Source organism: Pararhizobium sp. PWRC1-1 (assembly GCF_049897905.1).
Taxonomy (GTDB): Bacteria; Pseudomonadota; Alphaproteobacteria; order Rhizobiales; family Rhizobiaceae; genus Pararhizobium.
The window spans coordinates 143,542-159,336 of record NZ_JAFCXE010000008.1 but is presented as its reverse complement, the minus strand read 5'-3'; the positions used below and the strand labels follow the sequence as shown (position 1 = coordinate 159,336).

Sequence of the window (15,795 nt, the reverse complement as noted above, 5' to 3'; positions counted from 1 at the left end):
CGGTTTTGTTTTGATCGCCTGCATCAATATCGCGTCAATGGGGGCAGGGGCACTGAACTCGGACGAGACCATTCTGAATGCTTCAAAAGCTGCAATTCCAGGCGCCTGGCGGTGATGGACACGTGGGAGAAACCCAGACTGTCCCCTCCCAGCGCGACACCCGCCTCGACGTCTTTCGGGCGCTCTGTCTGCTGACCATCTTCGTCAATCACGTGCCGGGACAATATCTCGAATATCTGACCACCAAGAATTTCGGCTTTTCGGACTCGGCCGAGGCGTTCGTGCTGATCTCCGGACTATCGGCTGGGCTCGCCTATGGGCGGAAGTTCACGATCTGCAACCGCCTCGCGCTGAGCCTGAAAATCTGGCGGCGCGCGTTCACCCTCTACATCGCGCATATCATGACCAGTATCATCACGCTGGCGATCTTTGCGGGCGGAGCGCTCTATTTCGGCCGGCAGGACCTGATCAGCGAGATCAATATCCGCCCGCTGGTCGATCATACCGAACAGGGATTTGTCGCCATGGTGCTGCTCGGGCACCAGCTGGGCTATAACAACATCCTGTCGATGTATGCCGTCGTCTTCCTGCTTTTGCCCGGCATGCTCTGGCTGTACGGGCGCAGTCCGTTCCTGCTGTTCATGGCATCGGCGGCCCTCTGGCTTGCGGCCGGCATCTTCACGATCGTCCCCATCAACTTCCTCGATGAGGGCTACTGGTTCCTCAATCCCTGGTCCTGGCAGTTCCTGTTCGTCATCGGGATGATCTGTATGATGCGGTCGCGCGCCGGAAAGCCGATTGCGCGCCATCCGGTCTTGGTGGCGATCGCGGGCGGTTATGTGACGGTCTCGTTCTTCTGGGTGCTGCTGTCTTGGTGGAACCTTGATTTTTCTTACGGACTCCCGTCTGTGCTGACGGGGTTCGACAAGACCTTCCTGTCCCTGACGCGATTGGTCCACGTTCTGGCGCTCGCCTACCTGCTGACGGTCTTTCCTGTCTTCAGCCGGATGACGCGCCTGCGCATCGATCACCCGCTCGTCCTGATCGGCCGGCATTCGCTGCCGGTCTTCATCTTCGGAACGATCCTGGCGATGGTCGGGCAGGTGCTGCTGTTTGTAACCGGACGCGATCCCCTCTGGGGCACGCTGTTCGTTCTAGCCGGCATCGGTCTGCACTTCGCCTATGCCCGTTACCTCGATTGGATCGGCGGCCTGTCCCGGCCCGCTGTGGCGAAGGCATAAAAAAGGCCCCTGTGCGGGGCCTTTTCATGTTCCCTGGTTGGCCGGGTATCAGGCGGCCGCGTGGCTCTTGCGGACGTCTTCGTCCGTCAGGATGCCGCTGGCGCGCAGTAGCGAGGCAAACCGGCCATTGCTCTGGCTCAGTTCGTTGAAGCCACCCATCTCGACAATCCGGCCGTGATCCATGAAGATCACCAGATCGGCCTCGCGCACCGTCGACAGGCGGTGGGCGATGATGAAGGTGGTGCGATCCTTGCGCAGGTTGTCGATCGCAGCCTTCACCCGGTTCTCGGTTTCGACGTCGAGCGCGCTTGTCGCTTCGTCGAGCACGAGGATCGGCGCATTCTTCAGGATTGCCCTGGCAATGGCGATACGCTGGCGTTCGCCACCAGACAACCGGTTACCACGCTCGCCGACGCGGGTATCGTAACCGCCCTGACGGCCTTCAATGAAGTCGGCAGCAGCGGCGGCCTCGGCCGCAGCCATGACTTCGTCCAGCGACGCATCTTCACGGCCGAGACGGATGTTCTCGCAGATCGACCGGTTAAGCAGGCCCGCATCCTGGAACACGGTGGCGATCGAGCGGCGCAGTGACTTGCGGGTGACGGTCGAGATATCGACGCCATCGACAAGGATCTGGCCACCAGCCGGCTCATGGACACGCTGCAGGAGGTTGACCAGCGTCGTCTTGCCGGCGCCGGTCGGGCCGACGATGGCGATCGTCTGGCCGGCCTTGGCGGTGAACGACACGTTGCGCATGCCTTCGGTCGAATTGGCGAAGTTGAAGGAAACGTCGCGGAATTCGACTTCGCCGCGGACATTGTTCAATTCGCCGGCATCGGCAGGCTCTTCACGTTCACGCACCGAGTCTTCCAGCACGAAGAAGTCTTCAAGCTTGGCGCGGGCTTCGAAAATCTGCGTCACGAAGGCTTTCATCTGGTCGAGGCGGCCGATCAGCAGGCCGGCAAAGCCGATGAAGGCAATGACGTCGCCGATACCAAGTTCGCCCCTCTGCACCAGCACGGTGCCGATGACGAGGATGGCCATCATCGAGATGGTCGAGGCCATGCGGTTCAGCGCGCTGGCCAGCGCCCACCAGTCGAGGACCGGCAGCTGCGCAGAGATCAGCTTCTGGGTAAAGTTCTTCAGTTCGCGGGTCTCGGCCTCGATGCGGTTGTAGCTATGGACAACGGAGACGTTGCTGATCGAGTCGGAGACATGCGAGAAAACCGTGTGGTAGTGATCCTCGACCGAAGCCTGACCTTCCTTGGTGCGCGTCATGACGAACTTGCCGACGACGACATAGAGCACGCCGAGAACGACGAGAACGAGCGACAGGCGAACGTCCATGACAAAGGCTGTCGGGATGAGCAGCGTCAGCGCGACCGCGGTCGCCAGATGCTGGCGCATGAATTCAAGCCAGAGGCCGAACAGCGTTTCGCAGGCGCGCAACAGGGTGTGCAGGGCATTGGATGTGCCGCGCTGCGTGTGCCACGACAGCGGCATCGAGATGATCCGGCCGAAGGCTTCTGTAATCAACGTCGAGCGGCGCGTGTGCGCCAGCCGGTCGGCCTCGCGGGCGACCAGAACGAACGCGACCGTATTGAAGACGCCGAGGCTGGCCCACATCAACAGCATGGGCGTGACGGTCTGTTTGGAGGAGATCGCGTCGATGATACGGCCGAACAGAATGGGCTCCGCAATCGTGATGACCGCCAGGACGATGTTGGCGACAACAATGGCCGAAACACGGAGTTTATGGACGGCAAGATACTGAAGCGCTCTTGCATAGACCTGGAACAATGACACTGTCTTATCCCTCTTGGGCAGTTGGTTTGCGGTGCAATGAAAAAGCAACAGAGCATTTGCATCGCGGGGAATGCTCTTGGAAAGAAAAGAACTGCTTGGAAAAAATACTCATTCTCTCATCTTTGGCCGATGGAGTTCCCAACCTGATCTTCTCCGTCCTTCCGTCGTCATTCTCTTGAAACACAACATGCGGACATCAACTTTTGGCTTCGCCGAGCAAACCGGAATATGATAAACCCTTTGAGGTGACAGAACGCCCAGACACTCTAAGGTTCATCATTCATAGCTTGCTATTTTTCGCGCCTTGCAGTTCGTTGACGATGCGGTGTTAGGTGGTTCCAAGACTGACGTTGGGGATTATCGCGTTTGCAACATGAATGGGTGCTGAACGGCACATTCATGTTGCGGCGCGGCAGGTGCGGCCGAAAACTGAAAGTAATTTTTAAAAGGGGCATAAATGAATATCACGCTGCTGGTGCAATTTTTGGCACTGATGGACGAGATGCGGAGCAGGGATGAGATTGTTCAAGAATTCGAGCGGGTTCTGGATCGCTATGGATTCGACTTTTACGGGATTGTCCGTCAGCCCAAGCCCAGCGAAGACCCATTGAGCCTGCTACTCGCCGGACGCTGGCCGAATGGCTGGCCGCAGATCTACATCAAGAAGCGATATGTGATCATAGATCCGACGATACGCTATCTTGGCCATGCGCAACGCGGCTTCCGCTGGCGCGATACAGTCATCGCCTTTCGCTCCGACCCGCATCGCAAGCGCATGGAACGCATGATGGTCGATGCACGCGGCCATGGTCTCCATGACGGCTACATTTTTCCTGTTCACGGACGCCGCGGTCTGCTCGGCAATATGACATTGGGTGGTCGTATCGTCGATCTCGGTCCGGTCGAAATGAGCCTCTTCGACGCTATTTCCAAGAAGATATTCTGGCGCCTATTGGAGCTTTCCGACCCGACTGTACTTGCCGGTATGGTGTCCACCGTCGATGTGCAGATGACCCGGCGCGAGATGGAAGCCCTGCACTATCTAGCGGATGGGATGACCTCGAACGAGATCAGCAAGATTCTCGATATCTCAACCCACACTGTCGATTGGTACATGAATGGTATCCAGGACAAGCTGAGGGCGAAAAATCGCCATCACGCCGTGGCGCTGTCGTTCCGGCTGGGTCTGATCTCCTGATGGAAAATGAATCTTTCCCGGGCGTCACTCTGAAATTGAACTTCAAGTCATGAAACGCTAATAATTCTTTTCGCGGTGCAGCATTACCGTGTTTCAAGTCTTGAGGAGTCCGACTTGCCCATTTCGAAGATCCTTGTCGCCAACCGTTCTGAAATTGCCATTCGCGTTTTTCGCGCTGCAAACGAACTGGGAATAAAAACGGTTGCGATATGGGCGGAAGAGGACAAGCTGGCGCTTCACCGCTTCAAGGCGGATGAGAGTTATCAGGTCGGGCGCGGGCCGCATCTTGCCCGCGATCTCGGGCCGATCGAAAGCTATCTGTCGATCGAGGAAGTCATCCGGGTCGCCAAGCTCTCAGGCGCCGATGCCATCCATCCGGGTTACGGCCTTCTGTCCGAAAGCCCGGAATTCGTCGATGCCTGCAAGGCGGCCGGCATCATCTTCATCGGGCCGACCGGCGATACGATGCGGCGCCTCGGCAACAAGGTCGCTGCACGGAATCTCGCCATCGAAATCGGCGTTCCCGTCGTTCCGGCAACCGAACCGCTTCCAGATGACATGGTTGTGGTGGCAAAGATGGCCGAGGAGATCGGCTACCCCGTCATGCTCAAGGCCTCCTGGGGCGGCGGCGGCCGCGGCATGCGGGCGATCCGCGATCCAAAGGATCTCGCCCGTGAAGTGACGGAAGCCAAGCGTGAGGCGATGGCTGCCTTCGGCAAGGACGAGGTCTATCTCGAAAAGCTGGTGGAGCGTGCCCGTCATGTCGAAAGTCAGGTTCTGGGCGATACCCATGGCAATGTGGTGCATCTGTTCGAGCGCGACTGTTCGGTTCAGCGCCGCAACCAGAAGGTCGTCGAACGCGCGCCGGCACCCTATCTGACGGAAGACCAGCGTCAGGAACTTGCCAACTATTCGACGAGCATTGCCAAGGCGACGAACTATATCGGTGCCGGCACTGTCGAATATCTGATGGATATGGATAGCGGCAAATTCTACTTCATCGAAGTCAATCCGCGCATTCAGGTCGAGCACACGGTCACCGAAGTCGTTACCGGCATCGATATCGTCAAGGCGCAGATCCATATCCTCGACGGTTTTGCCATCGGCACGCCGGAATCTGGCGTGCCTAAGCAGGAAGATATTCGCCTCAACGGCCACGCGCTGCAGTGCCGCATTACCACGGAAGATCCGGAGCAGAACTTCATTCCCGACTATGGCCGCATCACCGGCTATCGTTCGGCATCGGGTTTCGGTATCCGTCTGGACGGCGGAACGGCCTATCCGGGCGCCGTCATCACCCGCTATTACGATCCGCTGCTGGTGAAGGTCACTGCCTGGTCGCCGAGCCCGCAGGAGACGATCGCCCGCATGGACCGCGCGCTGCGCGAATTCCGTATCCGTGGCGTCGCCACAAACCTGACCTTCCTTGAAGCGATCATCACGCATCCGAAATTCAAGGATAATACCTACACCACCCGGTTCATCGACACGACGCCGGAACTGTTCCAGCAGGTTAAGCGCCAGGACCGCGCCACCAAGCTTCTGACTTATCTTGCCGACGTTACGGTCAACGGCCACCCGGAAGCCAAGGGCCGCCCGAAGCCGAGCGCCGACGCGGCAAAGCCGGTCATTCCGCGTCTGCAGGGTGAGATCGTCGATGGTACCAAGCAGAAGCTCGATGCGCTCGGACCAAAGAAATTCGCCGAATGGGTGCGGGCCGAAAAGCGTGTGCTTCTGACCGATACGACCATGCGCGACGGTCACCAGTCGCTGCTGGCTACCCGCGTGCGCACCTATGATATCGCCCGCATCGCCGGCACCTATGCCCGCGCCCTGCCGAACCTGTTCTCGCTCGAATGCTGGGGCGGCGCGACATTCGACGTCTCGATGCGCTTCCTCACCGAAGACCCATGGGAGCGTCTTGCCAAGGTGCGCGAGGATGCGCCGAACCTGCTTTTGCAGATGCTTTTGCGCGGCGCCAACGGCGTCGGCTACAAGAACTATCCCGACAACGTCGTCAAATACTTCGTCCGCCAGGCGGCCAAGGGCGGCATCGACGTCTTCCGTGTGTTCGACTGCCTCAACTGGGTCGACAACATGCGTGTCTCGATGGACGCGGTGGCCGAAGAGAACAAGATCTGCGAAGCGGCGATCTGCTATACCGGCGATATCCTCAATTCCGCCCGCCCGAAATACGACCTGAAATACTATACCGCGCTGGCTGCCGAACTGGAGCGGGCCGGCGCTCACATGATCGCGCTAAAGGACATGGCCGGGCTGTTGAAGCCGGCCGCAGCCACCGTGCTATTCAAGGCGTTGCGTGAAGCGACCGACCTGCCGATCCATTTCCACACGCATGATACGTCGGGCATTTCCGCCGCGACCGTTCTTGCCGCCGTAGATGCCGGTGTCGATGTCGTCGATGCGGCGATGGATGCTTTCTCCGGCAATACCTCGCAGCCCTGCCTCGGTTCCATCGTCGAAGCCCTACGCGGTTCCGAACGCGATCCGGGCCTCGATCCCGAATGGATCCGCCGCATCTCGTTCTACTGGGAAGCCGTGCGCAACCAGTACGCTGCGTTCGAAAGCGATCTCAAGGGACCGGCGTCCGAAGTCTACCTGCATGAAATGCCGGGTGGCCAGTTTACCAACCTCAAGGAACAGGCCCGCTCGCTGGGTCTCGAAACCCGCTGGCACCAGGTGGCGCAGGCCTATGCCGATGCCAACCAGATGTTCGGCGATATCGTCAAGGTGACGCCGTCCTCCAAGGTGGTCGGTGACATGGCGCTGATGATGGTCTCCCAGGACCTGACGGTTGCCGATGTAAAGAACCCGGCCAAGGATGTGTCCTTCCCGGAATCGGTCGTGTCGATGCTGAAGGGCGATCTCGGCCAGCCCCCCGGCGGATGGCCAAAGGCGCTGCAGGAAAAAGCACTGAAGGGCGAAAAGGCCTATACGGAACGTCCGGGCTCGCTGCTTGCCGATGCCGATCTCGATGCCGAGCGCAAGGCGATCGAGGAAAAGCTGGAACGCACCGTCAGCGATTACGAGTTCGCCTCGTACATGATGTATCCGAAGGTCTTTACCGACTACGCGCTGGCCGCCGACACATACGGTCCCGTCAGCGTATTGCCGACGCCGGCCTATTTCTACGGGCTTTCGGCGGGCGAAGAGCTATTGCCGGAGCTCGAAAAGGGCGTCTCGCTGGTCGTCCAGCATCAGGCGATGAGCGAGCCCGACGAGCAGGCAATGGTCAAGGTATTCTTCGAGATCAACGGTCAACCGCGCCTGATCAAGGTTCCGGATCGCAACCGCGCAGCCTCCAGCACCGCCCGTCGCAAGGCGGATCTCGGCAATACCGCCCATCTCGGCGCACCGATGCCGGGCGTCATCTCGACGGTCACGGTATCGGCCGGTCAGACGGTGAAGTCCGGCGATGTGCTGCTCTCCATCGAAGCCATGAAGATGGAAACGGCGCTGCACGCGGAAAAGGACGGCACGATTGCCGAAGTCCTCGTCAAGACCGGCGACCAGATCGATACCAAGGATCTGCTGATCGTCTACGGGGTTTGAGGGTGCGGGAGCGGCAGTAACCCTGCCGCTTTACCCGCCCGGCCCCGTGGCGATCACCTAATCGTGTGAATGGCGCACGGTGGAAGATGCTTTATTCAGAAGCCTCGGCACCTGCAGGTCCGCACGTCCGTACTCAGTCCGAATTGCAGGATCTGTTCGAGGCATTATCAGAGGAACGCGACTCATGAGCCAACTGAAAATCGCAGTCATCGTCGGCAGCACGCGCATCGGGCGGTTCGCGGACCATCCGGCGAAATGGATCGCCGAGCTTGCCGGCAATCGCCCGGAAATCGATGTGGAAGTGCTGGATCTGCTGGACTATCCGATGCATTTCTTCGGCGAGGAACGCGCAACGACGGCCGAGAGCGAGACGGCAGAGCGATGGAAGAACAAGCTTCGCGAATTCGACGGCTACATTATCACAGTGGCGGAATACAATCATGGCCCCACGGCCGTGCTCAAGAACGCCATCGATCTTGGCGAGTTCATCCAAAAGCCTGTTGCCTTCGTCGGTTATGGCGGTGTCGGCGGTGCCCGCGCCGTCGAGCAGCTTCGCCTGATCTTTGTGGAAATGAGCGCAGCTTCAGTCAAGACCGGCGTGCATATCGCCCTTGCCGAATTCCTTGGCGTGCTCAAGGAAGGCAAAAGCTTGAACGACTATGCACATCTGGCCGAAGCCGCCAAGAACCAGCTCGATCAGCTCATCTGGTGGGGCCATGCGCTGAAGGCCGGACGCACGGTCGTCACCGGGTAAGGCCAGGCCCTATTCCAAGACTGCGCTTTGTGCCTTGCGCCGCTATATATCGTAGCTATTGCCCGCGCTCAGCGACGAAATAAACTTCTTCGTTCGCTCCCGCTCCGGCGTCTGGAAAATGTTTTTCGGGGCGCCGCTCTCGACAATGAGGCCGCCGTCGAGGAACAGGACCTGATCGGCGACCTTGGAGGCGAGGCGCAGATCATGGGTCGCCATGATCATCGTCGTGCCTTCGGCTGCAAGCCGGTTCAGCACTTCGACAACTTCCTCGGCCAGTTCCGGGTCGAGCGCCGAGGTCGGTTCATCACAAAGCAGCACGCGCGGGGAAGGGGCAAGCGCCCGGGCGATGGCGACGCGTTGCTGCTGGCCGCCCGAGAGCGTCGATGGCCAGGCGTCGGCCTTGTGCGACATGCCGACCTTTTCAAGCAATTCCTGCGCCCGGGTTTTCGCCTTCTCCTTCGGCCATTTCAGCACCGTGACCAGCCCTTCCATGACGTTTTCGATGGCCGTCTGGTGCGGGAAGAGCTGGAAATTCTGGAACACCATGCCGGTCTGGCGGCGCAGGCGCTGGATGGCGTCCCAGCCTGTCTTTTTATTGGGTTCGAAAGTAATCTCTTCCTCGCCCAGCCGGATCGTGCCGGCTGTCGGGATTTCCAAGAGGTTGACGCAGCGCAGCATCGTGCTCTTGCCGCCACCGGACGGCCCGACCAGTGCGGTCACCGTGCCTTCGGCGATCCGCACGCTGATATCCTTCAGGACGACATTGTCGCCGAAGCGCTTTTCGATGTGGGTGAGCTCGATCATGTCCGCGCCTCCAGGAAGCCGCCATAGCGGGCGAAGCGTTTTTCCAGCCGCACCTGCAGCGATGAGAGGACGGAACTCAGCGCCAGATAAAGCAGCGCCGCCTCGATATAGAGGATCAGTGGTTCATAGGTGGTGGCGACGATGCGCTGTGCCGTCTGGAACAGTTCGGGCACCGTGATGGCGGCGGCAAGCGAGGTATCCTTCACCAGCGAAATGAACGTGTTAGACAAAGGCGGCACGGCGACGCGGGCTGCCTGCGGCAGGATGGTGCGGCGCATCGCCTGGCTCCAGCTCATACCGATCGAGTAAGCGGCTTCCCACTGGCCGCGCGGCACCGAGGAGATAACAGCGCGGATGATCTCGGACGTATAGGCGCCGATGTTGAGCGTGAAGCCGATCAGAGCCGCCGGAAAGGCATCGAGCAGGATACCGAGGCTTGGCAGACCGTAGAAGATGACGAAAAGCTGGACGAGCAACGGTGTGCCCCGAATGACCCAGACATAGAATCGCGCCACGGCGACCAATGGCTTTGGCCCGAACAGCCGCGCCACGGCCGTCAGCAGGCCCAGCGCCAGCCCTAATGTGAAAGAGAGCAGCGTCAGCGGAATCGTGAAAATCAGCCCGGCCCGCAAGAGCGGCCAGAGCGAATCGAGCATCAGTTGAAGCCAAGGGGGCACGGGCGGGGCCTTTCAAACGACTTGATCCGCCCCGGATGCCGGAACGGATCATGACTTATAGTTCAGACGAGGGCGCGACGAAACATGTGCGGAAGCGCCGTTTCAAAGGTTACTTCGAAACGTCTGCGCCGAAATACTTCTGCGAGATGGCTTCATAGGTACCGTCCGACTTGATCTCGGTCAGCGCCTTGTTGATGGCTTCGAGAAGTTCCGGCTCGCCCTTGCGCACGATGATGCCGGAATAGTCGGCATTCGCCTGCTCGGCAGCGATCTTGACCGGCGCATCGGGCTTCTTCTTCTTGAAGTCGAGGAAGGACAGGCTGTCGTTGATCGTTGCATCGGCACGGCCGGTCAAAACCAGCTGGATCGACTGGTCGAAGCCGTCTGTGCCGATCAGTTCAGCGCCGGAAGCCTGGGCCAGCTTACCGAAATTGCTGGTCAGCGACTGGGCCGAATTCTTGCCCTTCAGGTCCGGGAAATCCTTGATGTCGGCATTGTCCGACTTGACGATCAAAACGGCCTTCGAGGCGATATAGGGCTCGGAGAAGTCGTACTTCTTCTTGCGCTCTTCGGTGATGCCGACCTGGTTGATGACGGCGTCGTAGCGGTTGGCGTCGAGGCCGGCGATCAGGCCGTCCCACTTGCCTTCGAGGAACTCGGCCTTGACGCCAAGCCTCTTGGCCACGGCTTCGCCGATTTCAACGTCGAAGCCGACGAGCTTGCCGCTTTCATCATGATAGGTGAACGGTGCGTAGGTGCCTTCCGTGCCGATCTTCAGCGCGCCAGCCGACTTGACGGCTTGAAGGTTTTCACCGGCAGAAGCCGAGCCGAACGATACCAGCTGGGCAAAAGCGGCAGCGGCGAGAAGTGTGGGAACCCATTTCATTTTGTTTTTCCATCTTTTGATCCGGCCGTCTGCCGGTGTGAGGGGACAATCGCATACCGCTCGATGCATGACAGCGCACAAAACTTCATTTGTGCGCTGCAACAGCGAAAGGTTTTTCTCAAATGCAGGCCGTTTCAACGCAAATTTGGCGCGCTGCGATTAAAATCAAGGCGAGCTGCCGATTTTTGCGGCAAAGCCCCGCGATTTTTCGCAGAACCCACATAAATCGATTGAAATTCTGTATGAAGAGCCCTATGCACGTTTATGCCGATTTACACTCATTCATGCGTGATTTGATTTTACCATGCAGACAGAACTGCTTTTAAGACAGAGACAGAGCCTGATTCAGGATCGCCTGCGGCTGTGCGGCCGCGTGCTGGCGGTTGATCTGGCGCAGGAATTCAATGTCTCTGAGGACACTATCCGCAGGGATTTGCGCGAACTGGCGGCGGCAGGTCTGTGCGAGCGGGTCTATGGTGGCGCCCTGCCGGTCGCGCCCGTTGGCACCACGCTCTCCCAACGTGTCGGCGAAGCGCCCGAGCGCAAGGCGGCGCTTGCTGCTGCTGCCGTTCCTTTCATCAAGGCCGGCATGACCGTCTTCTTCGATGCCAGCTCGACCAATCTCGCAATTGCACAGGCGCTTCCCGCCGGATTGGAGCTGACGGCGGTGACCAATGCGCCGCTGATTGCCTCCGCACTGATGGAAAAGCCGGGTATCGATCTCATCCTGATCGGCGGCAAGATCGACCGGCTGGTCGGGGCCGCCATTGGCGCCAAGGCACAACGTGATGTTTCGGTGCTGCGGCCGGATCTTTGTATTCTCGGGGTTTGCGGCGTCGATCTTGATGCCGGACTGACGGCCATTGAATATGAGGATGCGGAATTCAAGCGGCTTGTCGCCCGCAACAGCACCTCGGTTCTGGCGGCGGTGACCAAAGACAAGCTGGGCACATCGGCACCGCATGCGGTCATTACGGCACAGGAATGCACGACGCTGATCGTCGAGCATGATGCAGCCCGAAACAGCGCCGATCTCTACAGTAGCCAAGGCATTACCGTCGTTTACGCAGGAGGAACAAATGCATGAGGATCGCCCATGTCGCACTCTGGACCACGGACCTCGATCGCCTCTGCCGCTTCTGGGCGGACATCTTCGGCGCTACCGTCGGCGATCTTTATGAAAGTGCCCGGCGCCCCGGGTTCTCTTCACGGTTCCTGTATTTGAAGGACGGCCCCTCGATTGAGCTCATGCAGGGGCCGTGGATCGATGCGCAGGATGAGCAATCCGAGCGCCAAGGTTACGCCCATCTCGCCTTGTCTCTCGGCAGCCGCGAGGCCGTCGATGACCTGGCAACGAAAGCTGCGGCATCGGGCATCCTTTTGTCTCCGGCCCGCATGACGGGCGACGGCTTCTACGAGGCGGTCCTTAGCGATCCCGACGGCAACCCCATCGAAATCACGGCCTGACGCCGGCACCGAATTCTACAGGAAGAGACCATGGATCAACACACCATAACCCCGCCGCAGGCCGCCATCCGGCAAGGCTATATGCCCAAGAGCCGCCTTGCAGTCTCTCTGCTCTTCCTGATGAATGGCTTCGTTACCGGCAGCTGGGCGCCAAAGATCCCGGAATTCAAGGACAGGCTCGGCATCAGCGAAAGCGTGCTTGGTCTGCTGATCCTCGCCTTCGGCATCGGTTCGCTGATCCTAATGCCGATTGCCGGTGGTTTCATCGCCCGGATGGGGTCGCAGAAGGTGGTGAAGGTCACGGCGATCCTGTTGTCGCCGATGCTTCTGCTGTTGACGCTTCTTCCCAATGTCTGGACGGCGGTGATCGGCATGCTGCTGCTTGGCGGTTTCGTCGGCGCCATGGACGTGGCGATGAATGCCAATGCGGTCGAGGTCGAAAAATCGATGCGCCGGGCGATCATGTCGTCCTGCCATGCCTATTGGAGCCTCGGTGGTTTGATCGGTGCTGCGAGCGGCGGTCTGATCATGGCGCATTTCGGCGTCTATGTGCATGTCATCCTCGTCACGCTGGTCTGCCTTTCGGTGCTGGCCGTCGCCTGGCCGATGATCCTTGCCGATCAGCCGCATCCGGATACCGCCAAGCAGAAGCTGCGGCTGCCGTCCAATCCGCTGCCCTGGCTGATCGGCCTGGTGGCGTTGTTCTCGATGGTGCCGGAAGGCACGGTGCTTGATTGGGGCGCACTCTACCTGCGTAACGAACTCGGTGCTTCCGTGGCTATGTCCGGCTTCGGCTTTGCCGCCTTCTCGGCCACGATGGCGATCATGCGTTTTGCCGGCGACCATGTCCGCGACCGCTTCGGTGGCGTGAGAACCCTGCGGGTCTGCACGCTGACCGCATTGGTCGGCCTCGTGCTTGCCGGTATGGCGCCGAATGCGCCGCTCGCCATTCTCGGCTTTGCGCTTGCCGGTGTCGGCATTTCCAACATGGTGCCGATCGCCTTCTCCGCCGCCGGCAACATGCCTGGCCTAGCGCCGGGCATCGGGCTGTCGGTCGCCACGTTCATGGGCTATTCCGGCATGCTGTTTGCTCCCTCGCTGATCGGCTTTGTCGCGGAGCATACCGGTTTCTCCATCATCTTCACCTGCGTGCCGATCCTGTTCATCGTCGTTCTGGCACTGTCGCACCATGCCGTGCATGCCGATCCGAAGGGGCACGACTGACTTTCTTCTTCGCATGATACCCCGACGGCCCCTCACCCTAACCCTCTCCCCGCGGACGGGGAGAGGGGACGACGGAGCTTGCGGTACGATCCTCCTCCCCGTCAAAACGGGGAGAAGGTGGCCGACAGGCCGGATGAGGGGCCTTGTCGGATGAGCCGATCGGCGGCCTGTCATCAATTCGCCGTCAATCCATGAATGTTGCCGTTGACAAGGCGGCTTTCCTCATCCACCTCAGGGAAAGTCGCCGCAACAGCACGTGCAAGGGGCTTTCATGTCTTCCGCCTTCGATTACGAACCGCAACCCCGCAGGGCCTCCGTTGCCGTCGATGTTGGCGGGGTGATCGTCGGAGGATCGGCGCCCGTGGTCGTTCAGTCGATGACCAATACCGATACGGCCGACATCGATGCGACCGTCGCACAGGTTGCTGCCCTTCACCGGGCGGGCTCGGAGCTGGTGCGCATCACCGTCGATCGCGACGAAAGTGCGGCCGCCGTGCCGAAGATCCGCGAGCGCCTCGAGCGCCTCGGCCTCGACGTGCCGCTGATCGGCGATTTCCATTATATCGGCCACAAGCTGCTGGCCGACCACCCGGCCTGCGCCGAGGCGTTGGCGAAATACCGCATCAATCCCGGCAATGTCGGCTTCAAGGCCAAGAAGGACAAGCAGTTCGTCGAGATCATCGAGCGAGCCATCCAGTTCGACAAGCCGGTGCGTATTGGCGTCAACTGGGGCTCGCTGGATCAGGAGCTTCTGACCCGCCTGATGGATGACAACCAAGCCAAGGGCTTTCCGCTGACGGCGCAACAGGTGATGCGCGAAACCATCGTGCAGTCGGCACTGATTTCGGCTGAGCTTGCCGAGGAAGCCGGTCTACCACGCAACCGCATTATCCTGTCGGCTAAGGTTTCGAATGTGCAGGATCTGATCGCCTGCTATGCGATGCTGTCTGTCCGCTCCAACCATGCCCTGCATCTGGGTCTGACCGAAGCCGGCATGGGCTCGAAGGGTATCGTCTCGTCCGCCGCCTCGCTTGGAATCCTCATGCAGCAGGGCATCGGCGATACGATCCGTATTTCACTGACGCCCGAGCCCGGCGGCGACCGCACCCGCGAGGTACAGGTAGCGCAGGAACTGCTGCAGGTCATGGGTTTCCGCCAGTTCATCCCGGTTGTCGCCGCCTGTCCGGGCTGCGGGCGTACCACCTCGACGGTGTTCCAGGAACTGGCGCAGAAGATCGAGGCCGACATCCGCCGCAACATGCCGGTCTGGCGCGAGAAATATCCGGGCGTCGAAGGCCTGAAGGTCGCTGTCATGGGCTGCATCGTCAATGGCCCCGGCGAAAGCAAACATGCCGATATCGGCATTTCGCTACCGGGCACCGGCGAGCTTCCGGCCGCTCCCGTCTATATCGACGGCAAGAAGGCGCTGACGATCCGTGGCACCAATATCGCCGGCGATTTCGAGACGCTTGTCGGCGAGTATATCGAAAGACGCTTCGGGCAGGGGCAGGCGGCGGCCGAATAGGCTACAGCTTGACGGTCAGCAGCTTGAGGCCGGCAAAGGCGAAGAAGCCGGCCATGGCGCCTTCGATACAGCGGCGGGCCTTCCTGTAGCCACGGTGCACGGGCTCGATGGAGAACAGCAACGCAAAGCCCATGAAGATGATGACGCCAAGCACCATGCAGCCGCCGATCAGGATCGGCATGACATGCGGCGCACCCTGCGGCGTGCCGAGCGAAACCAGCGTCAGCCAGGAAAGATTGCCTTCGGGTTGGTCAGGTGGATGCCGAGACCCTTGAAGTAGAGACGGCGCAACGAGGGTGGCTGCTTGTCGAGCGGCAGCGCGGCCTCGGTCTCCTTCCGCATCGCCGATTTCAGCGCCTTGACCGCCAGCCAGAGCAGGTAGAGTCCGCCGGCAATCTTCAGAATGAACAAGGCGTTGCCATAGGTGCTGATCAGCGCCGAAAGTCCGGCAGCCGCCAGCATCGCCCAGGTATAGGATCCCGTCAGGACGCCAAAGGCCAGCGCCAGTCCGGCATTGCGGCCACGGCTGATGGCCGTGGAGATGATCGCGACGACAGCCGGTCCCGGCGAAGCGGTGGCGATGATATAGGCACCCCAGGCGACCATCAGCTGCGGCAGGTAGGGCAGAAGGGTTGACATG

Annotated in this window: 12 protein-coding genes and 1 pseudogene; 8 read left to right on the top strand and 5 right to left on the bottom strand. The window is 60.1% G+C overall.

Annotated features, from left to right (window positions below):
- Positions 1-77 precede the first annotated feature (77 nt).
- Positions 78-1,241 (top strand): OpgC family protein, encoded by a 1,164-nt coding sequence (locus ACP7E0_RS14685; RefSeq protein ID WP_426125765.1) that lies wholly within the window; start codon positions 78-80, stop codon positions 1,239-1,241.
- A 48-nt stretch (positions 1,242-1,289) separates the two neighbouring features.
- Here ACP7E0_RS14685 and ACP7E0_RS14680 read toward each other — a convergent pair whose 3' ends face one another.
- Entirely contained in the window at positions 1,290-3,047 is a 1,758-nt protein-coding gene (locus tag ACP7E0_RS14680) for a glucan ABC transporter ATP-binding protein/ permease (protein WP_426125764.1), read from the bottom strand.
- Positions 3,048-3,504: 457 nt separating this feature from the next.
- Between ACP7E0_RS14680 and ACP7E0_RS14675 the strand changes: the two genes are divergently transcribed.
- The 3 genes from ACP7E0_RS14675 to ACP7E0_RS14665 all read left to right on the top strand — a co-directional run bounded on the left by ACP7E0_RS14675 (position 3,505) and on the right by ACP7E0_RS14665 (position 8,572).
- On the top strand, positions 3,505-4,245 hold the full coding sequence (locus tag ACP7E0_RS14675; RefSeq protein ID WP_426125763.1) for a LuxR family transcriptional regulator: 741 nt from the start codon (positions 3,505-3,507) through the stop codon (positions 4,243-4,245).
- Between the two features lie 114 nt (positions 4,246-4,359).
- On the top strand, positions 4,360-7,818 hold the full coding sequence (gene pyc / locus ACP7E0_RS14670; RefSeq protein ID WP_426125762.1) for a pyruvate carboxylase: 3,459 nt from the start codon (positions 4,360-4,362) through the stop codon (positions 7,816-7,818).
- 184 nt (positions 7,819-8,002) lie between these two features.
- Positions 8,003-8,572, top strand: coding sequence for an NADPH-dependent FMN reductase (locus ACP7E0_RS14665; RefSeq protein WP_426125760.1), 570 nt, complete (start codon positions 8,003-8,005; stop codon positions 8,570-8,572).
- 42 nt (positions 8,573-8,614) lie between these two features.
- Here ACP7E0_RS14665 and ACP7E0_RS14660 read toward each other — a convergent pair whose 3' ends face one another.
- From ACP7E0_RS14660 to ACP7E0_RS14650, 3 genes are all read right to left on the bottom strand, one after another.
- Positions 8,615-9,376, bottom strand: a complete 762-nt coding sequence (locus tag ACP7E0_RS14660; protein WP_426125759.1) for an amino acid ABC transporter ATP-binding protein — start codon at positions 9,374-9,376, stop codon at positions 8,615-8,617.
- Positions 9,373-10,053 (bottom strand): amino acid ABC transporter permease, encoded by a 681-nt coding sequence (locus tag ACP7E0_RS14655; RefSeq protein ID WP_426125758.1) that lies wholly within the window; start codon positions 10,051-10,053, stop codon positions 9,373-9,375. The genes ACP7E0_RS14660 and ACP7E0_RS14655 overlap by 4 nt, the downstream gene beginning before the upstream one ends.
- Before the next feature lie 109 nt (positions 10,054-10,162).
- The gene (locus ACP7E0_RS14650; RefSeq protein WP_426125757.1) at positions 10,163-10,939 is read right to left on the bottom strand and encodes an amino acid ABC transporter substrate-binding protein; all 777 of its coding nucleotides are present in this window, start codon (positions 10,937-10,939) and stop codon (positions 10,163-10,165) included.
- A 304-nt stretch (positions 10,940-11,243) separates the two neighbouring features.
- On the opposite strand from ACP7E0_RS14650, the gene ACP7E0_RS14645 reads away from it, so the two are divergent.
- The 4 genes from ACP7E0_RS14645 to ispG all read left to right on the top strand — a co-directional run bounded on the left by ACP7E0_RS14645 (position 11,244) and on the right by ispG (position 15,155).
- Positions 11,244-12,026 (top strand): DeoR/GlpR family DNA-binding transcription regulator, encoded by a 783-nt coding sequence (locus ACP7E0_RS14645; protein WP_426125756.1) that lies wholly within the window; start codon positions 11,244-11,246, stop codon positions 12,024-12,026.
- On the top strand, positions 12,023-12,406 hold the full coding sequence (locus tag ACP7E0_RS14640) for a VOC family protein (protein ID WP_426125755.1): 384 nt from the start codon (positions 12,023-12,025) through the stop codon (positions 12,404-12,406). The genes ACP7E0_RS14645 and ACP7E0_RS14640 overlap by 4 nt, the downstream gene beginning before the upstream one ends.
- A 30-nt stretch (positions 12,407-12,436) precedes the next feature.
- Positions 12,437-13,630 carry an MFS transporter gene (locus ACP7E0_RS14635; protein ID WP_426125754.1) on the top strand — a complete coding sequence of 398 codons (1,194 nt, stop codon included), beginning with the start codon at positions 12,437-12,439 and terminating at the stop codon, positions 13,628-13,630.
- A 271-nt stretch (positions 13,631-13,901) separates the two neighbouring features.
- Positions 13,902-15,155 carry a flavodoxin-dependent (E)-4-hydroxy-3-methylbut-2-enyl-diphosphate synthase gene (ispG, locus tag ACP7E0_RS14630; protein ID WP_426125753.1) on the top strand — a complete coding sequence of 418 codons (1,254 nt, stop codon included), beginning with the start codon at positions 13,902-13,904 and terminating at the stop codon, positions 15,153-15,155.
- 1 nt (position 15,156) lies between these two features.
- Here ispG and ACP7E0_RS14625 read toward each other — a convergent pair.
- Positions 15,157-15,794, bottom strand: a pseudogene (locus ACP7E0_RS14625) (LysE family translocator).
- Position 15,795 lies beyond the last annotated feature (1 nt).